Below are 22,019 nucleotides of genomic sequence, written 5' to 3' on the forward strand. Positions count from 1 at the left end.
ATGTCGGTAAGCCCTGCCATGATGTAGCCCATGTCGGTCGACGCTGCGTGCTCGCACCTCGATGACCTCGACGACGAGCAGCGCGAAGCGGTGCTGGCCGCGCGTGGTCCGGTGTGTGTGCTTGCCGGTGCAGGTACCGGCAAGACCCGGACGATCACCCGGCGCATCGCGCAGCTGGTGACGGCGGGACATGTCGCCGCGAGCCAGGTGTTGGCGGTCACGTTCACCCAGCGCGCGGCCGGCGAAATGCGTAGCAGGCTGCGCGCGCTGGACGACGGATCCGGTACCGGGTCGGTGCAGGCGATGACGTTTCACGCCGCGGGACGTCGCCAGCTGCAGTACTTCTGGCCGAGGGTGGTCGGCGACACCGGCTGGCAGCTGATGGACAGCAAGTTCTCCGTCGTCGCCCAGGCCGCAAGCCGCGCCGGGTTGCAGGCCAGCACCGACGACGTGCGCGACCTGGCGGGCGAGATCGAATGGGCGAAGGCGTCGCTGATCAGCCCGGAGGACTATGCGGCCGCCGTCGCCAGGGTGGGCCGCGACATCCCGCTCGACGCGGCGAAGGTGGCAGGCGTCTACGCGGGCTATGAAACGTTGAAGGCCCGCAGCGACGGCACGGCGCTGCTCGACTTCGACGACCTTCTGCTGCATACCGCCGCCGCGATAGAGAACGACTCGGCGGTGGCCGAGGAGTTTCGTGATCGATACCGCTGCTTTGTCGTCGACGAGTATCAGGACGTCACCCCGCTGCAGCAGCGGGTGCTCAACGCCTGGCTCGGTGAGCGCGACGACCTGACGGTCGTGGGCGACGCCAACCAGACCATCTACTCGTTCACCGGGGCAACCCCGAAGTACCTGCTGAATTTCTCGCGGCGCTTCCCCGACGCCGCGGTGATACGGCTGGAACGCGACTACCGGTCGACGCCACAGGTGGTGTCGCTGGCCAACCAGGTGATCGCCGCCGCCCGCGGCCGGGTGGCGGGCAGCAAGCTGCACCTGATCGGCCAGCGTGACCCGGGCCCGAAGCCGTCTTTCGCCGAGCATCCCGACGAGGTCGCCGAGGCGGCGGCGGTCGCGAAGAAGATCACGCGCCTCATCGACAACGGCACCCCGGCGTCGGAGATCGCGGTGCTCTACCGGATCAACGCCCAGTCGGAGGTGTACGAGGAGGCGTTGACCGAAGCGGGCGTCGCGTTCCAGGTGCGCGGCGGCGAAGGCTTCTTCAGCCGCCAGGAGATCCGGCAGGCGCTGCTGGCGATGCAGCGCGCGGCCGAACGCGGCGCCGACGCGTCGGGCGATGAACTGCCACCGTTGGTGCGCGAGCTGCTCGATCCGCTGGGGTTGACCGCCGAACCACCGTCGGGAACACGGGCCAGGGAGCGGTGGGAGGCGCTGACCGCACTCGCCGAGCTCGTCGATGACGAAGTGGCGCAACGGCCTTCGCTCGATCTGCGCGCGCTGCTCACCGAGTTGCGGCAGCGTGCCGACGCCCGGCATGCACCCGTCGTGCAGGGCGTCACCCTGGCCTCGCTGCACGCGGCCAAGGGTTTGGAGTGGGACGCGGTTTTCCTGGTCGGCCTCGCCGACGGCACACTGCCCATCTCGCACGCGCTGGCGCACGGCCAGGACAGCGAGGCCGTCGAGGAAGAGCGGCGGCTGCTCTACGTCGGGATAACAAGGGCGCGAGTGCATTTGGCGCTGAGCTGGGCACTGGCTCGCAATCCCGGCGGAAGGCAGGGTCGGCGACCGTCGCGCTTCCTCAACGGCATCGCACCGAACTCGCATGCCGACAACCCGGGCAAGCCGAAGAAGGCGCGTGGCCCGACGCCGCGCTGCCGCGTCTGCAACAACACCCTGACCACCCCGGCGGCCGTCATGTTGCGCCGCTGCGAGGGCTGCCCGTCCGATATCGACGAGCAGCTGCTCGCCGACCTCAAGGACTGGCGGCTGCGCACCTCCAAGGACATGAGCGTGCCCGCCTATGTGGTGTTCACCGACAACACGCTGATCGCGATCGCCGAGACGCTGCCGACCGACGAGGCCGCGCTCGTCTCGATACCGGGCATCGGCGCCCGCAAGCTGGAGCAGTTCGGTCCGGACGTGCTCGCGTTGGTCAAAGGCCGCCAATCCTCGTAAAAATCATGCCAAACCCGCAGGTCAGAAAATTGGTTGTGCAAAACGGCTGCTACGCTTAGCCTCAAGATCATCCGAGTTGACAGAGGAGGGTTGCTGCAATCATGACGAACATCAATGCGTTTTCCAGCGTTGGCGTAGCCGGCATGGCGCGAACCCTCCATGTCATCGCTGCCGACGCCGCCTCGGCGCATGCCGCTGCCGCTGCGATTTCGCCGCGCAAGCCGCGTACCGCCACCGCGATTGTCGCGTCCGTGAATCGGGGTCACATCTAGAAAGCCCTCGAAACGCCAAATGGCCACGGACCCGAAATCACCGGATCCGTGGCCAAAGTTTTTGGGACACCCCCGAACACCTGGTCACAGATCCGAAAGAAACAAAGATCAACGACCAGGAAGCAGGTGAACAGAGCCATGTCGGGATCGATGACCGCTTGCGCGAATCGCATCGAGCTTGAGACATGCCGAACGAGGACGCTGCCGGACCTGCCATGTCATGTCGGAAATCCCGACTTGTGGTTCGCGGAGAGTCCCGTCGATCTGGAGCGTGCCAAGGCACTGTGCACAGATTGTCCGATCCGACGGGAGTGCCTGTCAGCGGCGCTGGACCGTGGCGAACCGTGGGGCGTTTGGGGTGGGGAGATCCTCGAGCGCGGCACGATCGTCGCGCGCAAGCGTCCGCGGGGGCGTCCACGCAAGAATGCCGAGGAGCCGGCAGCCGCTTAGCAGGCTGCCGGTTCCCGGCCTATGCCGCTTCGTCGGCGAAGCCTGGAACCAGTTCGGCCGCAATGGCTTTGACGGGCACGTGCGCGTCGAGCTGGCAGGAGATCGCGACGATCGACGCGATTACCCGCATCGGGATGGCCAGCTTGACCGGTATGTCCATCTGTCGGGCAGCCTTGATCTGACCGGCCGCCTTGTCCATGTTCAATGCGGTCATCTTCTGCAGCCACTTTCGGCTGTAGTGGAAGACGTCGACCTCGACCGGCTCGACGTACTGGCGCAGCATGTCGTCGATCTCGCGGATCGAGACCTGCCCACCCTTCTGGATGAACCCGCCTTGCTCCATTGTCGGCAGCAGATTGTCGTAATCCTTGTTCAGCGCGTAACGCAGCATGAGGCCGAGCTCGACGGGCAACCCGCCCGGCAATGGGGCCACGGCGCCGAAGTCGATGACGCCCATCTTGTCGTCGGGCAGCAGCATGAAGTTTCCGGGATGTGCGTCGCCGTGCATCATCTCCAGCCGCCGCGGCGCGTCGTGGGTGAGCTCGAACAGCCGGGTGGCCATCAGGTCGCGTTGCTCCTGGGTGCCGTCGCGGATGATCACCGACATCGGGATGCCCTCGATCCATTCCTGGATCACCACCTTGGGCGCACTGGCCACGATGTGCGGGATGACGAAATTCGGATGTCCCGCATAGGCTTTCGCGAACGCGCGCTGGTTGTCGGCCTCCAAGCGGTAATCGAGCTCCATCTCGGTGCGCTCGATCAGCTCGTCGACCACACCCTGCACATCGGCGCCGGGGGACAGCTGCTTGAGCACCCTGACCATGCGCTGCATGGTCTTCAGGTCGGCGCGCAGCGCCTCGTCGGCGCCCGGGTACTGGATCTTGACGGCGACCGCGCGGCCATCGGACCAGACCGCCTTGTGCACCTGGCCGATGCTGGCCGACGCGACCGGGGTGTCTTCGAACGACGAGAACCGCTCGCGCCACTTAGTTCCCAGCTGGCCGTCGAGCACGCGGTGAACCTTGGCTGCGGGCAGCGGCGGGGCTTCCCGCTGCAGCTTGGTCAGCGCCTCGCGGTAGGGCTTGCCGTACTGCTCGGGGATCGCGGCCTCCATGACCGACAGCGCCTGGCCGACCTTCATCGCGCCGCCCTTGAGCTCGCCGAGAACGGTGAACAGTTGCTGAGCCGCCTTGTCCATCAGCTCGGCGTTGACCTCGTCGCGGGACTTGCCGGTCAGCCGCTTGCCGATTCCGAGCGCCGCGCGTCCCGCCATACCGGCCCCGAGACCGGCGAGCTTGGCGTTGCGCGCTGCCCCGCCGCGTTTGATGTCGCTCACCCGTCCATCATCCATGACCGGCGGAGCACTGAGTGCACCGCGGATGCCGCATCCACCTGCGCGCCATGGTCGAGCCGGTGCTGACGTCGAACTCCAGTGTGGTGTCCAGTGTCGACGGCGGATGCGGTGCGCGATCGATGTCGGTGATGCGTACGCCACCGCGCACCGCCGCGATGACGCGATCGATCTGGTTGAGCGCCAGCGCCGCGGTGGCCAGCACGGTTGCCCGGTCGGCGTTGCCGACGGTGTCGCGGAGCTGCGCTGCGACGGCTGGCCAGCCGGCATCCCGGTCGCTGCGATGCAGATCCGCGCACCTCAGACAGCTGGTCACGGTTGGCACCACAAGCGGCCCGACCAGACCGGCGCCGTCGCGCACCCGCACCGCCAGGTGCGGGATCCGGGCGGCGTGCAGTTCCCGCAGCATCCGTGGATCGGCGACCAGTGAATCCGACAGCACGACAAGGTCGGTGGTCTCTGCGGTGACGGCGGCGTGCGGCTGGTTGCTGTTCTTGATCCGGGCGCCCGAACAGCGCAGCGCACTGGTCAGCAGGTCCGACAGCGGACCGCGGCCGTGAATCCGGATCGACGCCGAGCGGGTGGCTGGCCGCGGCATCGCCTTCACCACTCCCGCGTCGACCAGTCCGGCGACGAGGTCGGCGATCGTGGTCGCGTCGACACCGCCGGCGGCGGCCTGGACATCGGCAAGGGTGGCGCCGGATTGCAGCGCTCGCAGCAGGTGGGCGAGCGCCGCGGTGGTCATCCCGGATGGCGGCCGAACCAGCAGCGCGCGCCGTGGATCCCAGCCCACCTGGACCACCCCGTCGGGCCGGGACAACACGGGCGTGGCCGGATTGAGGCCATAGCGCGTCATGGACCGACTCTGCCACGCCGGCCATCCTCGCCAGGAGTTATCCACAGGCAGGCGGATCAGCCCTTCTTGTCGCCCTCGCCATTGTCGTCCTCGTGTCCCTTGTCGAGGTCGGCGATGGCCTCCTCGAAGCCGCTGGTGTCGCCACCGATGATGCGGTCGATGAACCCGGCGGGCTCGTCGAGGTCGCTCGACGACGGCAACAGGTCGGGGTGCTGCCACACGGCGTCGCGCCCGTCGATACCGGCGGCTTCCGTCAACTTCTCCCACAGCGCCGCGGCCTCCCGCAGCTTGCGAGGGCGTAGTTCGAGGCCGACGAGCGTCGCGAACGTCTGCTCGGCCGGACCACCGGTGGCCCGCCGCCTGCGCAGCGTCTCGCTCAGCGCGGAGGCGCCGGGGATCCGTTCGCCAAGCGCGTCGTTCACCACGGTCTGCACCCAGCCCTCGATCAGCGCCAGCAGCGTCTCCAGCCGTTCCAGCGCGGCGGTCTGCTCTGGGGTGGCCTTCGGCTCGAAGATGCCCTGGTTGAGTAGTTGCTCCATTTGCGACGGGTCGGTCAACGACGCGGGGTTGAATCCGGCCGCGAACTCTTCGATGCCGCTCATGTCGATCTTCATGCCCTTGGCGAACGCTTCAACGGCGTTCATCAATTGGCTGGCCAGCCATGGCACATGGCTGAACAAACGATGGTGGGCGGCTTCCCGCGCCGCCAGGAACGTCATGATCTCGCTGCGCGGTTGCTCGAGGCCTTCGGACAACGACTCGATGGCATCGGGCATCAACGCGGCGACACCCTTGGGGCCTAGCGGCAGACCAATGTCGGTGGAGGTGAGGACTTCGCTGCTGAGCTTGCCAAGCGCCTGGCCGAGCTGCGAGCCGAACGCCATGCCACCCATCTGCGTCATCATCGAAAGCAGTGGGCCGGCCATCGCCCTGGCCTCTTCAGGCAGCGCCGACGCCCACACCGTCGAAATCTGTTCTGCCACCGGGTCACACAGCCGTTTCCAGGTGTCCAGAGTGTTGTCGATCCAGTCGTTGGGTGTCCAGGCGACGGCCTTGGTGGTGCCTGCGGGTAGCGCCGTCACCCCGTCCAGCCAGGTCTCGGCAAGGCGCACGGCGTCGCCAATCGCCGCGTTCGTCTTCTCCGGGATGGGGGCGGTGAAACCGATCGAGCTGGACGCCAGCTGCCGGGCGAGGTCGTAGTTCACCGGGCCGGACTGCTGGCCGCCGGCCATCACGTTGCCCGCGCCGCTGAACATATCGCCGAGGCGGCTGAAGATCTGACCGAGTTGGGACATGTCGAATTCACCGCCACCGAAGCCGAACGGGTCGTTTCCGGAGCCCGAGCCGGACCCCGAATCGGGATCCTTCTTGCGCTTGTCGCGCTCAGGGTCATCTCCGGGCGAAAAGCCGAAGGGCAGGTCAGACATGTCCCCAACGGTACTCACCATGGCCGCGTCGTGCGGCGCACACCGTCACGCTCTGAGTGAACCGCACTCGGCGGGCCGTCTAATGTTGCTGGCGTGAACAGGCGGATTTCTACGCTGTTGGTGGCCGTGGCGCCGATCGTCGCCTTCGGCGTGCTGCTGGCGTTGGTGACGGTGCCCTACGTCTCACTGGGCCCCGGCCCGACGTTCGACACCCTCGGCGAGGTCGAGGGCAAAGAGGTCGTCGACATCGAGGGCACCGATGTGCACCCGACGACCGGGCACCTGAACATGACCACGGTGTCTCAGCGCGACAACCTCACGCTCGGGCAGGCGCTGACGTTGTGGATGTCGGGTCGTGAGCAGTTGGTTCCGCGCGACCTGGTCTACCCGCCCGATAAATCCAAGGACGAGATCGATGAGGCCAACAACCAGGATTTCAAGCGGTCGGAGGACAGCGCCGCATACGCCGCGCTTGGCTACCTGAAATACGCGCCCGCAGTCACCGTCGAGACGGTCAGCAAGGACGGGGCATCGGCGGACAAGCTCAAAGAAGGCGACGCGATAGACGGCGTGAACGGAACCCGGGTCACCGATTTGGAGCAGTTTCAGTCGCTGATGGGAAAGACGAAGCCGGGCGACGAGGTGGTGCTCGACTTCCGCAGGAAGAACGCGCCACCCGGGGTGACGACGGTCAAGCTGGGTTCGGCACCGGATAAGGAGCAGGGCGTGCTTGGCATCGGTGTTGTCGAGGCCCCGTGGGCGCCGTTCACCATCGAGTTCAACCTGGCCAACGTCGGGGGCCCGTCGGCGGGCCTGGTGTTCAGCCTGGCCGTGATCGACAAGCTGACCACCGGCGAATTGAGCGGCTCGAGGTTCGTCGCAGGCACCGGCACCATCAACGCCGACGGCAAGGTGGGCTCCATCGGCGGCATCACTCACAAGATTCTGGCCGCTCACGAGGCCGGTGCGACGGTGTTCCTGGTCCCCGCCGACAACTGCGAAGAGGCCAAGTCGGCGCACGAAGATGGCATCGATCTGGTCAGGGTCGAGAAACTCGGCGATGCGGTCGACGCGCTCAAGGCGCTTTCTGCCGGTGGCGAAGCCCCACGATGTTGATCGGGCCGCGGGAAACCGATGCGTAGAGTTGTGGCACCTCATACAAGACGTGCATGGGCAAAGACCGGGAGTTGACGAGTGGGTATGCGGCCCGCGGCCAAGATGCCGAAGCTGACGCGACGTAGCCGAATTCTGATCACGGTCGCCCTGGCGGTCGTTTTACTGCTGCTGATCGGGCCACGGCTCGTCGACGCCTATGTCGACTGGTTGTGGTTCGGCGAGCTGGGCTATCGCTCGGTCTTCACCACGCAGTTGCTCACCAAGCTCGTCGTCTTCCTTGTGGTGTGGGCGTTGGTCGGATCTATCGTCTTCGCGGCGCTGGCGCTGGCGTACCGCACGCGCCCGGTGTTCGTCCCGACCGCCGGGCCCAACGACCCGGTGGCGCGGTATCGCACGGCGGTGATGTCGCGACTGAAGCTGGTCGGTATCGGCGTCCCGGCGGTCATCGGTTTCTTCGCAGGCATCGTGGCCCAGACCTACTGGGAGCGGATCCAGCTGTTCCTGCATGGCGGCGACTTCGGTATCAAGGATCCGCAGTTCGGCATGGATCTGGGCTTCTATGCCTTCCAACTGCCCTTCTATCAGATGGTGCTTGGCTATCTGTTCGTTGCGGTCTTCCTGGCGTTGATCGCCAACCTGTTGGGCCACTATCTGTTCGGCGGTATCCGGCTCTCCGGCAGGACCGGCGCGCTGAGCCGGTCTGCCCGCATCCAGTTGATCAGCCTGGTCGGAACCTTGGTGCTGCTCAAGGCGATCGCGTACTGGTTCGATCGCTATGCGCTGTTGTCGAACACCCGCAGCGGTAAGCCATTCACCGGCGCGGGCTACACCGACATCAACGCGGTGCTGCCCGCCAAACTCATCCTGCTGGCGATCGCGCTGATCTGCGCGGTGGCGGTGTTTTCCGCGATTGTGCTGCGCGACTTGCGGATTCCCGCGATCGGCGTCGTGCTGTTGCTGTTGTCGTCGTTGGTGGTCGGCGCGGGCTGGCCGCTGGTGGTCGAGCAGATCAGCGTCAAACCCAATGCGGCACAGAAGGAAAGCGAGTACATCAGCCGTAGCATCACGTCGACAAGGGACGCCTACGGCTTGACCGACAAGACGGTCACCTATCGGGACTACCCGGGCAACGCACCGGCCACCGCCCAGCAGGTGGCGGCCGACCGTGCGACGACGTCGAACATCCGGCTGTTGGACCCCACGATCGTCAGCCCCGCGTTCACGCAGTTCCAGCAGAGCAAGAACTTCTATTACTTCCCCGATCAGCTGTCCATCGACCGCTACAACGGTCCCGACGGGAATCTGCGCGACTATGTCGTCGCCGCGCGTGAACTCAACCCCGACCGGCTGATCGACAACCAGCGTGACTGGATCAACCGGCATTTCGTGTACACCCACGGCAACGGCTTCATCGCGTCGCCCGCCAACACGGTTCGTGGCGTCGCCAACGACCCCAACCAGAACGGCGGCTACCCGGAGTTCCTGGCAAGTGTCGTCGGCGCCAACGGCAGCGTCGTCTCGCCTGGGCCCGCGCCTCTGGAGCAGCCGCGCGTCTACTTCGGGCCGGTCATCGCGGGCACGCCCGACGACTACGCCATCGTCGGAAAGAGCGGCAACGACCGCGAGTACGACTACGAGACCAACACCGAGACGAAGAACTACACCTACAGCGGCAAGGGTGGCGTGCCGATCGGCAACTGGCTGAACCGCGCCGTGTTCGCCGCGAAGTTCTCCGAACGAAAGCTGGTGTTCCCCAGTCCGATCGGGCCGGACAGCAAGATCCTGTTCAATCGCGATCCGTCCGAGCGGGTGAAGGCGGTCGCGCCGTGGCTGACCACAGACACCAGCATGTACCCGGCCATCGTCAACAAGCGGATGGTCTGGATCGTCGACGGCTACACGACTTTGGACAACTACCCGTACTCGGAGCTGACGTCGTTGTCGAGCGTCACCACCGATTCCACCGAAGTGGCGTTCAACCGGCTCGCGCCCGACAAACAGGTCTCCTACATTCGCAACTCGGTCAAGGCCACCGTCGATGCCTACGACGGTACGGTGACGTTGTACGCACAGGACGAACAGGATCCGGTGCTGCAGGCGTGGATGAAGATCTTTCCCGGCGTGGTCCACCCGAAGAGTGACATAACCCCCGAATTACAGGAGCACCTGCGCTATCCCGAGGACCTGTTCAAGGTGCAGCGCGCGCTGCTGGCCAAGTATCACGTCAACGATCCGGTTACGTTCTTCTCGACATCGGACTTCTGGAACGTGCCGCAGGATCCGAACCCGACGGCCAGCAGTTACCAGCCGCCGTACTACATCGTCGCGAAAGATCTTGCGAAGAACGACAAATCGGCCTCGTTTCAATTGACCAGCGCGATGAACCGCTTCCAGCGTGACTTCCTCGCCGCCTACATCAGCGCGAGCTCGGATCCGGACACCTACGGAAAGATCACGGTGTTGACGATCCCGGGTCAGGTGAACGGCCCGAAGTTGGCGTTCAACGCGATCAGTACCGATACCGCGGTCAGCCAGGACCTCGGCGTCATCGGCCGCGACAACCAGAACCGGATCCGCTGGGGCAACCTGTTGACGCTGCCGGTGGCCGACGGCGGGTTGCTCTACGTTGCGCCGGTGTACGCCTCACCCGGCGCCAGCGACGCGGCGTCGTCCTATCCGCGGTTGATCCGTGTCGCGATGATGTATGAGGACAGGGTCGGCTACGGGCCGACGGTGCGTGACGCGCTCACCGAGTTGTTCGGGGCTGGCGCCGATGCCACCGCAACCGGTCCAGCGCCGGCGAACCCACCGGGCGGCCGACCTGCCGCCGCACCCCAATCGGATGGTCAGCCTGCCGCCCAACCGGGTAACCAGCAGGCCACGCCACCGGAGGTGCCAACGCCCGTCGCGGCGGTGCCGAGGCCGGGTGGACCGACCCAGCTGTCGCCTGGCAAAGCCGCGGCCCTGCAGGACGTACAGTCGGCTCTGGGTGCGCTGCGAACCGCACAGCAAAGCGGTGATTTCGGCGAATTCGGCACTGCGTTGCAGCGCTTAGATGACGCGATGAAGAGGTACGACACGACGAAGTAACGCGTTCGGCGTTTGCTACCAACCGAAATTCAGGGCAAAATCGGATATCGGCCTTTTTCATCTTTCCATGAGTCAATGGGCGCGAGCCGCATCCCGTCGGTTCGCGCGGTTGGGCCCTATCGGCCGGATCGCGGCGGCGGTCTTCTTCGGGGCCTCGGCGGTGATGGTCGTTTGGGCAGTGTTTTCGTGGGAGGACAACTACCCGACCAAGTCGCTGGATGAAATCGCCTATCTGGTGTACCTCGTCTTGGCGGTGGCCTGTGCCGCCTACGCCGCCCGTTCCGCCGAGGGGCGCCGTCGGTACGGCTGGGTGGCCCTCATAGTCGCACTCTCGGCGTGGCTCATCGGCTTGGTCGTCCGGATGTTCGAAGAGGTCCGGGGCGACGGCGAGTCGTGGCATCCGTCGCTGACACAGGGCTTTCTGGTCGTGTTTCCGGTGGCGGCCTATGCATGCCTGCTGCTGATGGGCGATCTCGACAAGGCCCCACGCAGGCGATTGATACTCGACAGCGTCATCATGGCGACGTCGTTGTTCGTCGTCTCGTGGGTGTGTGTACTCAGGAAACTGTCCGATGGTGGTGGCGCGCCAGGCTTGACCGTCCTGCACATCACGGTCGACGTGATCCTGCTGACGACCGCGATCGTGGTGTGGTCACGGCCGCTTGCCCGGGTGAGCGTCACCGTCCTGGCGGCGGGGATGGCAACGATCCAATTGGCGGACATCGCCAGTGTCTACCTGGCCGGGGTAGGGGGCTACCACGACGGCGGCCTCGTCGATGTCGTCCGTGCGGCGGGGTTCGGCATGCTGGGCTTCGCGGCGTTGTTCAGCATCGACGAACAGCCCGCTCAGCCGTCGGCGATGGACTTGCAGTCCGGCGTCCGGGTGTGGTTGCCGTATCTGCCGCTGTTGGCGGCCGGGATCGCCGGTGTCAGTTTCGAACTCTCTCACCGCGACCACCGGCAGCTGTTCATCGCCGAGGCGATTCTGGTGACGGCGGTGCTCATCCGTCAGCTGTTCGTGCTCACAGAGAACCAGCGTCTTCTCGCCGAGGTAGCCCGCGAGGCGTTTCACGACAACCTGACCGGTCTCGCGAACCGCGCGAATTTCCTCGACAAGCTGGACGGTGCGATCGCTCGGCGGCGCCGAAGCGGCGAACCTGTCGCCGTGTTGTGTCTCGATCTCGACAACTTCAAGGCCGTCAACGATGCGCTGGGCCATCCAGCGGGCGACGAGTTGCTGATCCGGGTTGCGGGGCGTCTGACGAGCGTGCTCGGTGAGACGTGGACGATCGCGCGTCTCGGGGGTGACGAATTCGCAGCGATCCACGAGGGGCACACCGACGCGTTGGCGGCGGCCAACCGCGTGCTCGACGCGTGCCGCACTCCGATCATCCTCGGCGGCGTCCCGCAGACTGTTCGGCCGAGCATCGGGCTGACGGTGGCCGCCGCCAATTCGGTACAGACCTCCGACGACCTCCTGCTGAACGCCGACCTGGCGATGTACGCGGCCAAACGGGACGGTGGCGGGTGTGTGCGAAGCTTCGTGCCCGATCTTCCGGCCCCGTGGGAACTTCAGGAGCGCACAGCAGAGCCTGTCGAACGATGGGATGGGGTTCCACTGACCGGTGGCGGGGCGGCTCCGGGCGATGGACACAGGGCGGGCAAGGAACCGTCTGGAGGCGGCGGATGGCCGTCACCCGGGATGTGCGTGGCCCTCGGCGTGCTGGCGCTCGGCGTCGCGGTCTTCACGGCGTCGACTCTTTTACGCGACCATGCCGGGCGCATCACGGCGTTCGACAGTGTCATGTATCCGGCGCTGAACATCTCGGCGGCGGCGTTTGTTTTGCTTCGTGCGTACCAGGTCCGCACCGAGCGTTGGCCGTGGCTGTTCATCGGAGCGGGCATGGCGTGTTCCGCCGCAGGCGACGTGGTGTACGCCGCTTGGGTGCCCGAGGGTCAGATATTGTCTGCGGCAGACCCGCTATACCTTGCCTTTTATCCGTTGGTCTACGCCGGAATTGTCCTGCTGATGCGCGACCGGCTCACTCGCGTCCCGACCGCGTTCCGGTTGGACGCGTTGATCTGCGGGCTGACGCTCGGAGCGGTTTCCGCGGCGGTCGCGACCGGTCCGATCAATGCGGCATTGCAGGGTGAGCCGGCGGCAGTGTTCGTCGGGCTCGCCTATCCCGTTGGTGACTTGTTGTTGTTGGCACTGACCGCGGGAATGCTTCCGATTCTCGGCTGGCGTGCCGAACTTCGATGGGGCCTTCTCGTCGCCGGTTTCATGGCGTTTGCGATCGCCGACACCATCTACCTCTTTCAGGCGTCGGCAGGCACGTATTTGGAGGGCACATGGGTCGATGCCTGCTGGCTGATCGCCGCATTGCTTATCGCCGTTTCCAGTTGGCTTTCGTCCTCGGGTGCCAGCCCTCGTCCGAAACCCGGTCTGGCGGCCTATGTTCCGGCCGTCCTGTGCGGTGGAATCGCACTGGTCATGGCCGTGCTGGCCAACCAGAGCCGAGTCGCGGTGACGCTGGCGGCGCTGACCCTGATCGCGGTCGCCTGGCGATTCGCGGTCACGTTCCGCGATGTCAGCGCGACGGCGGAGGCGCATCGGCAGGCGATGACTGACGAGTTGACGGGGCTGCCCAACCGCAGGTCGCTGGCCACGACGTTGACGGCCGTCTCCGTCGACGAGTCGTCGGGGGTGTTCCGGACACGGTCGAGCCGCGCGCTGCTTCTGCTCGACATCGACCAGTTCAGGGAGATCAACTATTTCGCAGGTCGACATGTCGGCGACCAGCTGCTCATTCGCATCGCGGAGCGACTGTCCCGATCCGTCCGGTCCGGTGACGTGATCGCCCGAACGGGTGGTGACGAGTTCGCCATCCTGTTCGCCGACAGCCTCGACGTCACCACTGCGCGGGCGCGGGCGGGCGCGATGCTCGAGGAGTTGCGTGCTCCGTTCGAGCTCGATCCGATCACCCTGCAGGTCGACGCGAGCATCTCGATTGCGTTGTACCCCGACCATTGTGAGCATCCCAACGACCTGCTGAATTGCGTCGAGACGACGATGCTGGATGCCAGGGCCGGGTCGAGCAAGATCCTGGTGCACGACCCGGGCAAGGTGCGCATGGAGAAGGACCATGACGACGACCTCATCGGGGAGCTGCGTGCCGCACTGACCAACGACGAGCTGACGTGTTACTACCAGCCCAAGATTCGCGCCGACAACGGGCAAGTGCACAGCGTCGAGGCACTCCTGCGGTGGCGCCACCCGAGTCGCGGTCTGCTACTTCCAGAGGAGTTCCTGCCCACCGCCGAACGGGCCGGCCTGATGCGTCAGATCGCCAACTGCGTGGTCAACTTGGCGCTCGGTCAGGTGCGGGCCTGGAAGGGCGACGGTGTCGACATGACGGTCGCGGTCAACCTGTCGGTGGCCAACCTGCTGGACCTCGATCTGGTCGACACCATCGACGGGCTGCTGAAGAGTCACGCCGTGCCGGCAGAAGCGCTGATCCTGGAGATCACCGAGGGCACCTTCGCAAATGACTCGGCTCGTACCCGCAATACCGTGCACGCCCTCCGGCGACTCGGTGTGCGGATCTCCCTCGATGACTACGGCACCGGCTGGTCGTCGCTTGCCCGCCTGCAGGACATGTCGGTCGACGAGCTCAAGCTCGATCGCGTGTTCGTTTCACGGCTGGCTGAAGACCCACGCTCGATCGCCATTGTGCGATCGACGGTCGCGCTGGCGCACAGCCTGGGCGCGGATCTGATCGCCGAAGGGGTGGAAGACGAGGCCACCCTGCTGGCGCTGCGTCGATACGGCTGCAACATCACCCAGGGCTACGTGCACACGCCGCCGCTGCCCGCCGACGAGCTGATCGCCTGGATCGAGCGCTGCACGCCCCCGCTCTCGGTCAGCGATTTGGCTCTGCACCCTGACCTTCGGTAACGTGGCGTTCACCCGACGCGGGGTGGAGCAGCTCGGTAGCTCGCTGGGCTCATAACCCAGAGGTCGCAGGTTCGAATCCTGTCCCCGCTACTAGGCAAAACGGCCCCCGGAGAACTCTCCGGGGGCCGTTTTCATTGGGGTTGGGAACGCTTTTGGGAACATTCGCAAGGCTAACGAGTTATGCGCCCGCATGTGCTGGGCGGAACAGGTGCCGAAAACCATGCTGCGGTCTGGCGCTTTAAGTCCGGCGGCTTCGCTCTGCGGCGAACGCGCGGCTGTAGTCGCGTATCGGCATGGGTTTGCCGTCCGCCCGCGCGCGACAGCAGAAGGTCGGATTTATCCATCGGGCGGCTCCCGCAGGTGCACCGTCGGCATTCCTTTGAGCATCGTCAGTTCGCACAGCGGGATGGCAGCGAACAGACATTTGTCGTTTCCATAGACGGGTCTCGGCTCATACCCAAGAGGTCCACAATCCTGAACTAGCGAGCGTTAAAAAGGCTCGGCGAATGCGGAGTTGGAAGGTCGCTCAAGGCTTGCGCGGGGAGACTTCTTAGGCCGCAACGCCGGCGGGCAGCCAGCTGTAATCAGCAGGCTTCTTGCGAAGGACACCGCGCCTGCTTTCCACCGCCGTGATCCGATCGTAGGCAAGTCAAAAGCGCAGAAAGATACCACCAGCACAAGCTAACCCCGAAAATGAGTTGGTCACCCACCAGCGAAAGTGAAAGCCATGATCGATTCGCCCGACGACCTGGCGTCGCCCGACGTATTCCGGAGGAAGATGGCCCACGTCGATCGCGAGTTCGCTGATGCCCGCCACTACCTGTCGGCGTTGTGCGCCGAAGACAATCAAGCACTCAGTGCGCTGATGATGGAGATCCACCGCAGCGGACGGGCCATGAAGGTCCTAGCAGCGATGGCGGTACAGGCCCTCGACTTCGCCCACCTGAGCGCCGACCGCCTTGGTGGCGATGTCCAGAAGTGGCTCGACGAGTCGGCAATGACCGAGGACGCCGCCAAGACCGAACGCCACAAAACCGAGCTGGGCGGCGAGGGATGATCTTTGCGGCGATCACCACCTAGCGGCCGAACGAAGCCTCACCTTTCCGCGCCGCGAAGCGGTGATCGACGGGGTGTTTGGTTTTCTTGGCTACTGCTCTTCGTGATGGATGAGCATTTCGGGGTCGTCCTCGACCGTCAGACGGGTGATCTGGGGGTCGCCCGTGACGTTTCCTTCGTCGTCAACGTCGAGTTCGAGCTCCTCGGCCACAAACTTGAGCGCAGACTCTTCGTCAGGTCCTTCGTACCCGTGGGTGCTGGGGCCCTCGCCCGCCCGATGGATGGTTACCGCCCATTTCTTATTGTTCGTCATGTCTCCAGCCTGCCAGGACGTCACCTGATCAGGACCCGCAAGATCGAGCGCTTCCACCGTGCCGTGGCCGACGGCTGGGCCTACGACCGCCTCTACGCCTCAACCGCACAACGCCCTGCCCGGATGGCTGCACTTCTACAATCACCACCGAGCCCACTCAGCCATCGGAGGCCAGCCACCAGTCACCCGACTGACCAACCTCTCTGGACATCACAACTAGCCGGCGGCCTACCCGCACTGCGGCAACGGCCGTACTTCGGAGAGTTGGAGCCGGCAACTATGTGGGTGCAGCCGAGGTGGGACCTGTAGCGATGGAGCTGATCGATCGCCGCGCCGAATGCGGATTGTTGGACGAAATTCTGCATGACGGCAGGTCGGGGGAGAGCCGGGTGCTGGTGCTGCACGGTGATCCGGGCGTGGGTAAATCGGCGTTGATGGATTATGTAGTCACGCATGCCGCGGGCTGCCGCTTACTCCGCGCGGCCGGTGTCGAGTCCGAGATGGAGCTTGCGCATGCCGCAGTGCACCAGTTGTGTGCACCGACGCTGGATCGCCTCGATCATCTCCCGCCGCCCCAGCGGGATGCTCTCCGTACCGCGTTTGGCCTGGGCACCGGCCCTGCACCGGATCGGCTGCTGATCGGGCTGGCCGTCTTGAGCCTTTTGTCAGATGTCGCGGAGGATCAGCCGCTGGTCTGCCTGATCGATGATATGCAATGGCTCGACGCCGCCTCGGCGGAAGTGCTGTCGTTTGTGGCCAAGCGGCTGGGCGCCGAATCCGTTGTCTTGATCATGGCGACGCGCGTCCTTGACCTCGAAATGTCTAAGTTGCCCAAGTTGGAGCTAACAGGTCTGCGCGACACTGACGCCCGGGAGCTGCTGGAAGTGGCATGGGCCGTACCGCTCGACGAGCGGGTGCGCGATCAGATTGTCGCCGAGACACGGGGTAATCCGCTCGCGCTTCTGGAACTTCCTCGCGATCTAACCGAGTACGAGTTGGTCGCCGGATTCGGGATGCCCAGTGCGCTAAGGCTTTCGGGTCGCATCGAAGAAAGCTATGAGCGCCGCCTTGCCGCGTTGCCCGAGCGGACCCGACGGCTGTTGTTGATCGCAGCAGCTGAGCCGACAGGTGATCCGATCCTGATGTGGCGAGCCGCGGCTCGGCTGGGGATCGGCACCGGCGCTGCCTTACCCGCTGTCGCAGACGGCCTGGCAGAGTTCGGCATTCGGGTGCGGTTTCGACATCCGCTCGTACGCTCGGCGACCTACCGGGCAGCGCCCCTTCAAGAGAGACAGGTGGTGCACCAAGCTCTGGCAGACGTGACCGATCTGGATAGCGACCCGGACCGGCGTGCGTGGCATCGGGCACAGGCGGCGCAGGGACCCGACGAGGGTGTCGCCGCTGAGTTGGAGCGCTCCGCTGACCGGGCGCGAGCGCGTGGTGGACTGGCTGCCAGGGCTGCGTTTCTCGAGCGCGCCATGTTGCTGACGCTCGAACCTGCTCGACGGGCGGAGCGGGCGCTGGCCGCTGCGTCGGCCAAGGTGCACGCGGGTGCTTTCGATGCAGCGCTGGATCTGCTGACCATGGCCGAGGGGATGTCGCTCACCGATTTTCAGATTGCCAGCGCCGCCCTCATCCGGGCCCAGCTTGCCTACGTTACCGGCCGCGGCAGCGACGCCCCGCCGCTGCTGCTGAAGGCCGCTCAACGGCTCGAGCCGATCGACGCGGCATTGTCCCGCGCGACCTACCTGGAGGCCTTATCCGCCGCGATCTTCGCTGGAAGATTGGCCGTTGGCGCCGGGGTGCTGGACGTGGCTCGAGCCGTGGAGGCATTACCGCGTGCATCGACTCCGCTACTGTCCGACCTTCTGCTGGAAGGTCTCGCTACATATTTCATCGACGGCAATGCGGCGGCTCTGCCGATTTTGCGCCGTGCGGTCAGCTGCGCGCACGACGGACCGTCGTCAGACAACCTACTGAGGTGTTTGTGGCAGGTTGGCATCGCGGCCCTGCACGTCTGGGACGATGAAAGCTGGGAGCGTCTCTCGACGCGTCATGTTGAGCTTGCCCGGTCCAGCGGCGCGCTGACCGAGCTGCCGCTCGCCCTCACTTCGCGCGTGGTCATGCATGTATTCGCAGGCGAACTGAATGCCGCAGAAATACTCGTACGCGAGGTGCAGTCGGTGACCGAGGCGACCGGTAGCAGCCTCTCTCCTAACGGCGCAATCGCACTCGCCGCATTTCGCGGCGACCGAGCTGCGGTAGCGGCATTGACGGCGGCCACGACCAAGGATGCGACGACCCGAGGGGAGGGCATCGGACTAACCGTCGCCGAGTGGACAACCGCGGTGCTGAACAACGGCCTCGGCCGTTACGGTGACGCCATCGTCGCTGTGCGACACACCGCCGAAGAGCCCGTATTCGGCAGTGTGTCGAGCTGGGCCGCCGCCGAGCTCGTCGAAGCAGGCGTACGCAGCGGCGCGACGGAAATCGCAGCCGATGCTCTTAGTCGCCTTGCCGAGATCACAGGTCCCAGTAACACTGATTGGGCGCTTGGCGTCGAAGCGCGGGCACGCGCGCTGCTGAGCGACGGTGCAGAAGCTGAGCGTTTGTATCGCAGCGCGATCGAGCGACTTGGTCGTACCCGCATCCGCACAGAACTCGCCCGCGCCCGTCTGCTTTATGGGGAATGGTTGCGCCGGGAGCGCCGCCGCATCGATGCGCGCACGCAGTTGCGCTTCGCGCACGACATGTTCGACGAGATGGGAATGGAGGCGTTCGCCGAGCGGGCCCGCCGTGAGCTGCTTGCCACCGGGGAGACCGCCCGTAAGCGCACCGCGGCCCTGAACGGCCCACAGTTGACGGCGCAGGAAGCACAGATCGCGCGATTGGCTGCCGATGGGCTGACCAACCCGGAGATCGGGGCGCGCCTGTTCATCAGCCCTAAGACCGTCCAGTACCACCTGAGCAACGTTTTCCCCAAGCTCGGCATCAGCTCACGTAGCCAGCTCCATGAAGCGCTGATAAGCGAGCGGCGCTAGCAAGAGGGCCCAGTTCGGCCCAATGACTCGTCAGCCGGCTGGGTGCCGGCCAGGCACGGGCCGATGCGAAATCAGTGTCCGCGTCGCAGGAGAGCTCGATGTGTAGCGACCGGCGTGAAAGGATACGAGCCGTGAACATCGGCTAGACAAGGACGCCGACAAGCTGACTGCGCGAGGTGATTTCGAGCTTCACGAAGACTTTGCTCAGGTGGTACTGGACGGTCTTAGGGCTGATGAACAGGCGCGCCCCGATCTCGGGATTCGACAAGCCGTCCCGCGCCAGTCGGGCTACCTGTCGCTCGTGCGTGGTCAAGTCCGCGGTTCCCGCGGTGAGTGTGCGCTTTCGAGCGGCGCCGCCGATGGCGAGCAGCTCCCGCTGAGCCCGATCGGCGAATGCCGCCATACCCATCTCGTCGAGCATTTGACGGGCCGTGCCTAGATATTCGCGCGCATCGCTGCGCCGACGTTCGCGTCTCAACCACTCGCCGTATAGCAGGTACGTGCGGGCGAGTTCGGTACGGACGCGGCTGGGGCCGAGATGAGCGATCGCTTCTTTATAGTGGCGCTCGGCATCCTCGCCTTCGGCCAACAGCGCCCGCGAGCGCGCCTCGACCCCAAGCGCCCACGCGGTGCCACTGGCTCCCGTCATCTCGGTGATCCAGCGAGTTGCCTCCGCCGCCGCCTCGACCATTCCGCTGTAAACCGCTGCCTCGATGAACTCGGCAGCGGCCCAGTTCGCCACGCCCGGATACCGGATGTCCGGGTACTCCTGGTGATAGAGGGCTTGCTTCGCGGCCGCCATTGCCTCCGAGTAGTTGCCCAGGCCGTTGTAAAGTACAGCCCTCGTCCACTCGGCGACCGCTACCGAAATCCCCTCGCCTCGCTGCGGCGCCTCTGCGGCTGTCTGTTCGACGAGGGCGAGGGTCTGTGCCCGCTGGCCGCGCATCGCGGCAAGCCTCATGCCGGCGTAGGGTGCGAGACCGATTCCGGTGGCTTCGGTCACCGTGTGCTGTTCGTCGACCAGCGCGCTCACGGTGGTCAGATCACCGACGAACGACAGCATGAGGGCGCGCGTGCTCAAGGCAAGGGGGAGCTCGTTTACCGCGCCGGCCTTGCGCGCCAGCTGTAGGTAGCGGGCGGAGAGCGCGTCCCAATCCTCGTCATCCCACAGATGGAGGGCTGCAAGGTTGATCAGCCACATCCAGCGCAGCTCTTCGTCGAGCGACATACCGCTTCCGAAGGCGGCCAGCGCCGCTCGCAGGTCGGCCGCGCCTGCCGGGTATCCGTAGGAGAAGTTCGCGGCCAACCCGTCCAGCAGGAGATCCGGCGCGCGGGGCGGATGCGCTGGGCGCGGGGCTGTGGCAGCGGACCGGGCCGCCTCGAGGACGTGGCCACCGGGCGTGGCCAGGCGACCGGCGAAGGCGGCCGCGGAAATGGCGTCGAGGTAGGTCTCTCTGGCGAGGCTCGGCTCGATCGGGTGGAATCGGCGGGCGGCCCTGAGTAGGAGAAGCGGAGCTTCACCTCCGCGGCTCGTGGCGAACGCGAGCTGAGCGCGCACGAGGTCGACGCGGGCTTGTTGCAGCTCGCTGAGCGGTCCGGTCTCGGTCGCCGCCAGCAGGTTCGTCGCCGCCTCAAACGCGCCGGCCTGCAGCTTTGTTCCTGCCGCAGCGAGCGCTCGTTCAACCTTTCGATCCTCGTCGAGCGTCAGCAGCGTGGCGCGTTCGAGGAACGCGGCCGCGGCGGCCAGCCCGCCCCGCGCCTGTGCGTGCTCAGCCGACAGCACCAGCTCCGCTGCGATGTTCTCGTCGGGTCCGCTAGCAGCCTCGGCTAGGTGCCAGATTCGGCGGTCGGGGTCTAAGGCCCTGTCGGTGGCCTGCGCCAGTGCACCGTGCACGGCCTGCCGTTGCGCAGACAATGCCGAGGAGTAGATAACCGAGCGCACCAGTGGATGCCGGAACCGCACGCGGGAGGCGATCTCGGCGAGACCTGATTCGACAGCAGGACCCGCCGCGGCGGCCTCAATCCCTAGCTGCTCAGCCGCCCGCCATACGAGCGCCGAATCCCCGGTCGGGTCCGCGGCCGCGAGCAGTAGCAGCCGCTGAGTTTCGGGCGGGAGTGCGGTGATGCGGCGTCGGAAGCTCGTCTCGACGTCACCCGAGACAGACGCCGCACCGGGTAAGGCGAACCCGCCGGCCAGCTCTGCGGCCGTCAGGCCTCGTGAGATCTCGAGCAATGCCAGCGGATTGCCGAGCGACTCGGCGACGATCTGGTCGCGGACCCGGCTGTCCATCGGCCCGACCAGCGCAGAGTCCAGTAACTCCCGTGCATCCGCAACCGGCAGGCCGGTGACGTGTAGCTCAGCCAGGGCCGTCAGTTCTTTACCGGGCACTCGCACGCCGAAGGCCATGCCGACTGACTCCGCCCCGAGGCGGCGGGCGACAAAAGCCAGGACGTTCGCCGAGGAGCTGTCAACCCATTGCTCGTCATCGATCACGCACAGCAGCGGCCGCCGCTCGGCCGCGTCCGATAAAAGGCTCAAGACCGCGAGTCCGATCAGGAACTGGTCCGGGGCCGGCCCCGCACTCATGCCGAACGCGGACCGTAGGGCGTCGCGCTGGGGCACCGGGAGGCCGTCGAGGTGATCCAGCAACGGCGCGCACAGTTGATGCAGCCCAGCGAACGCGAGCTCCATCTCTGACTGGACGCCCGCCGCGCGGGCGATCTGGCACCCTGTGGCCTGGCCGGCCAGGTATTCCAGCAGCGCCGTCTTTCCTACGCCAGCGTCTCCGTACACCACCAGTGACCGGCTCTCACCGTTGCGTATCGCCGCCACTAGCTGGTCGAGGGTTCGGCGTTCCGCGCGACGGCCCGTCAAGCTCGCCGCAACGCCCCCCTCCGATGAATGCACGGGAACGACGGTACTGGTGGCCTTCACCGACTGCTAGGCCAC

At 65.8% G+C, this 22,019-nt stretch carries 13 protein-coding genes, 1 tRNA gene and 1 pseudogene; 10 read left to right on the forward strand and 5 right to left on the reverse strand.

What is annotated here, in order from left to right; translation table 11 throughout:
• Positions 1-30 precede the first annotated feature (30 nt).
• From D6M19_RS13070 to D6M19_RS13075, 3 genes are all read left to right on the forward strand, one after another.
• Complete coding sequence (locus D6M19_RS13070) at positions 31-2,136, forward strand: ATP-dependent DNA helicase UvrD2 (protein WP_123025649.1); 2,106 nt, start codon at positions 31-33, stop codon at positions 2,134-2,136.
• A gap of 101 nt (positions 2,137-2,237) precedes the next feature.
• On the forward strand, positions 2,238-2,408 hold the full coding sequence (locus D6M19_RS34235) for a hypothetical protein (RefSeq protein WP_164478467.1): 171 nt from the start codon (positions 2,238-2,240) through the stop codon (positions 2,406-2,408).
• A 138-nt stretch (positions 2,409-2,546) separates the two neighbouring features.
• A complete protein-coding gene (locus tag D6M19_RS13075; protein ID WP_123025650.1) occupies positions 2,547-2,858 on the forward strand; it encodes a WhiB family transcriptional regulator in 312 nt (103 codons plus the stop codon).
• Between the two features lie 19 nt (positions 2,859-2,877).
• Here D6M19_RS13075 and D6M19_RS13080 read toward each other — a convergent pair whose 3' ends face one another.
• From D6M19_RS13080 to D6M19_RS13090, 3 genes are read right to left on the reverse strand one after another with little or no spacing between them, the layout of a single operon-like run.
• Complete coding sequence (locus D6M19_RS13080; RefSeq protein ID WP_123025651.1) at positions 2,878-4,212, reverse strand: macrolide-binding ATPase MABP-1; 1,335 nt, start codon at positions 4,210-4,212, stop codon at positions 2,878-2,880.
• Positions 4,205-5,068 carry a bacteriocin biosynthesis cyclodehydratase domain-containing protein gene (locus tag D6M19_RS13085; protein WP_123025652.1) on the reverse strand — a complete coding sequence of 288 codons (864 nt, stop codon included), beginning with the start codon at positions 5,066-5,068 and terminating at the stop codon, positions 4,205-4,207. The genes D6M19_RS13080 and D6M19_RS13085 overlap by 8 nt, the downstream gene beginning before the upstream one ends.
• A gap of 56 nt (positions 5,069-5,124) precedes the next feature.
• The gene (locus D6M19_RS13090; RefSeq protein ID WP_123025653.1) at positions 5,125-6,495 is read right to left on the reverse strand and encodes a zinc-dependent metalloprotease; all 1,371 of its coding nucleotides are present in this window, start codon (positions 6,493-6,495) and stop codon (positions 5,125-5,127) included.
• Between the two features lie 93 nt (positions 6,496-6,588).
• Between D6M19_RS13090 and D6M19_RS13095 the strand changes: the two genes are divergently transcribed.
• From D6M19_RS13095 to D6M19_RS13115, 5 genes are all read left to right on the forward strand, one after another.
• Positions 6,589-7,611, forward strand: a complete 1,023-nt coding sequence (locus D6M19_RS13095; RefSeq protein WP_123025654.1) for a YlbL family protein — start codon at positions 6,589-6,591, stop codon at positions 7,609-7,611.
• A 78-nt stretch (positions 7,612-7,689) separates the two neighbouring features.
• Entirely contained in the window at positions 7,690-10,701 is a 3,012-nt protein-coding gene (locus D6M19_RS13100; RefSeq protein ID WP_123025655.1) for a UPF0182 family protein, read from the forward strand.
• A 67-nt stretch (positions 10,702-10,768) separates the two neighbouring features.
• Entirely contained in the window at positions 10,769-14,659 is a 3,891-nt protein-coding gene (locus D6M19_RS13105) for a bifunctional diguanylate cyclase/phosphodiesterase (RefSeq protein WP_234834836.1), read from the forward strand.
• Between the two features lie 16 nt (positions 14,660-14,675).
• A tRNA-Met gene (locus tag D6M19_RS13110) sits at positions 14,676-14,749 on the forward strand.
• Between the two features lie 637 nt (positions 14,750-15,386).
• The gene (locus D6M19_RS13115) at positions 15,387-15,716 is read left to right on the forward strand and encodes a hypothetical protein (RefSeq protein ID WP_123025656.1); all 330 of its coding nucleotides are present in this window, start codon (positions 15,387-15,389) and stop codon (positions 15,714-15,716) included.
• A 90-nt stretch (positions 15,717-15,806) separates the two neighbouring features.
• On the opposite strand, the gene D6M19_RS34240 is transcribed toward D6M19_RS13115, so the two are convergent.
• A complete protein-coding gene (locus tag D6M19_RS34240) occupies positions 15,807-16,028 on the reverse strand; it encodes a hypothetical protein (RefSeq protein ID WP_164478455.1) in 222 nt (73 codons plus the stop codon).
• A 112-nt stretch (positions 16,029-16,140) separates the two neighbouring features.
• On the opposite strand from D6M19_RS34240, the pseudogene D6M19_RS35255 reads away from it, so the two are divergent.
• Both D6M19_RS35255 and D6M19_RS13125 read left to right on the forward strand, forming a co-directional pair.
• Positions 16,141-16,248, forward strand: a pseudogene (locus D6M19_RS35255) (IS481 family transposase); the annotation flags it as partial.
• Between the two features lie 91 nt (positions 16,249-16,339).
• Positions 16,340-19,069 (forward strand): helix-turn-helix transcriptional regulator, encoded by a 2,730-nt coding sequence (locus tag D6M19_RS13125; protein WP_123025657.1) that lies wholly within the window; start codon positions 16,340-16,342, stop codon positions 19,067-19,069.
• A 142-nt stretch (positions 19,070-19,211) separates the two neighbouring features.
• On the opposite strand, the gene D6M19_RS13130 is transcribed toward D6M19_RS13125, so the two are convergent.
• Positions 19,212-21,977, reverse strand: a complete 2,766-nt coding sequence (locus D6M19_RS13130; RefSeq protein WP_123025713.1) for a helix-turn-helix transcriptional regulator — start codon at positions 21,975-21,977, stop codon at positions 19,212-19,214.
• Positions 21,978-22,019: the final 42 nt, after the last annotated feature.

The organism is Mycolicibacterium stellerae (assembly GCF_003719305.1).
Lineage (GTDB): Bacteria > Actinomycetota > Actinomycetes > Mycobacteriales > Mycobacteriaceae > Mycobacterium > Mycobacterium stellerae.

Coding starts and splice junctions, on each gene's coding strand:
- D6M19_RS13070 (WP_123025649.1), top strand. CDS start 31: ATGTCGGTCGACGCTGCGTGCTCGCACCTCGATGACCTCGACGACGAG.
- D6M19_RS34235 (WP_164478467.1), top strand. CDS start 2,238: ATGACGAACATCAATGCGTTTTCCAGCGTTGGCGTAGCCGGCATGGCG.
- D6M19_RS13075 (WP_123025650.1), top strand. CDS start 2,547: ATGTCGGGATCGATGACCGCTTGCGCGAATCGCATCGAGCTTGAGACA.
- D6M19_RS13080 (WP_123025651.1), bottom strand. CDS start 4,212: ATGGATGATGGACGGGTGAGCGACATCAAACGCGGCGGGGCAGCGCGC.
- D6M19_RS13085 (WP_123025652.1), bottom strand. CDS start 5,068: ATGACGCGCTATGGCCTCAATCCGGCCACGCCCGTGTTGTCCCGGCCC.
- D6M19_RS13090 (WP_123025653.1), bottom strand. CDS start 6,495: ATGTCTGACCTGCCCTTCGGCTTTTCGCCCGGAGATGACCCTGAGCGC.
- D6M19_RS13105 (WP_234834836.1), top strand. CDS start 10,769: ATGAGTCAATGGGCGCGAGCCGCATCCCGTCGGTTCGCGCGGTTGGGC.
- D6M19_RS13115 (WP_123025656.1), top strand. CDS start 15,387: ATGATCGATTCGCCCGACGACCTGGCGTCGCCCGACGTATTCCGGAGG.
- D6M19_RS34240 (WP_164478455.1), bottom strand. CDS start 16,028: ATGACGAACAATAAGAAATGGGCGGTAACCATCCATCGGGCGGGCGAG.
- D6M19_RS13125 (WP_123025657.1), top strand. CDS start 16,340: ATGGAGCTGATCGATCGCCGCGCCGAATGCGGATTGTTGGACGAAATT.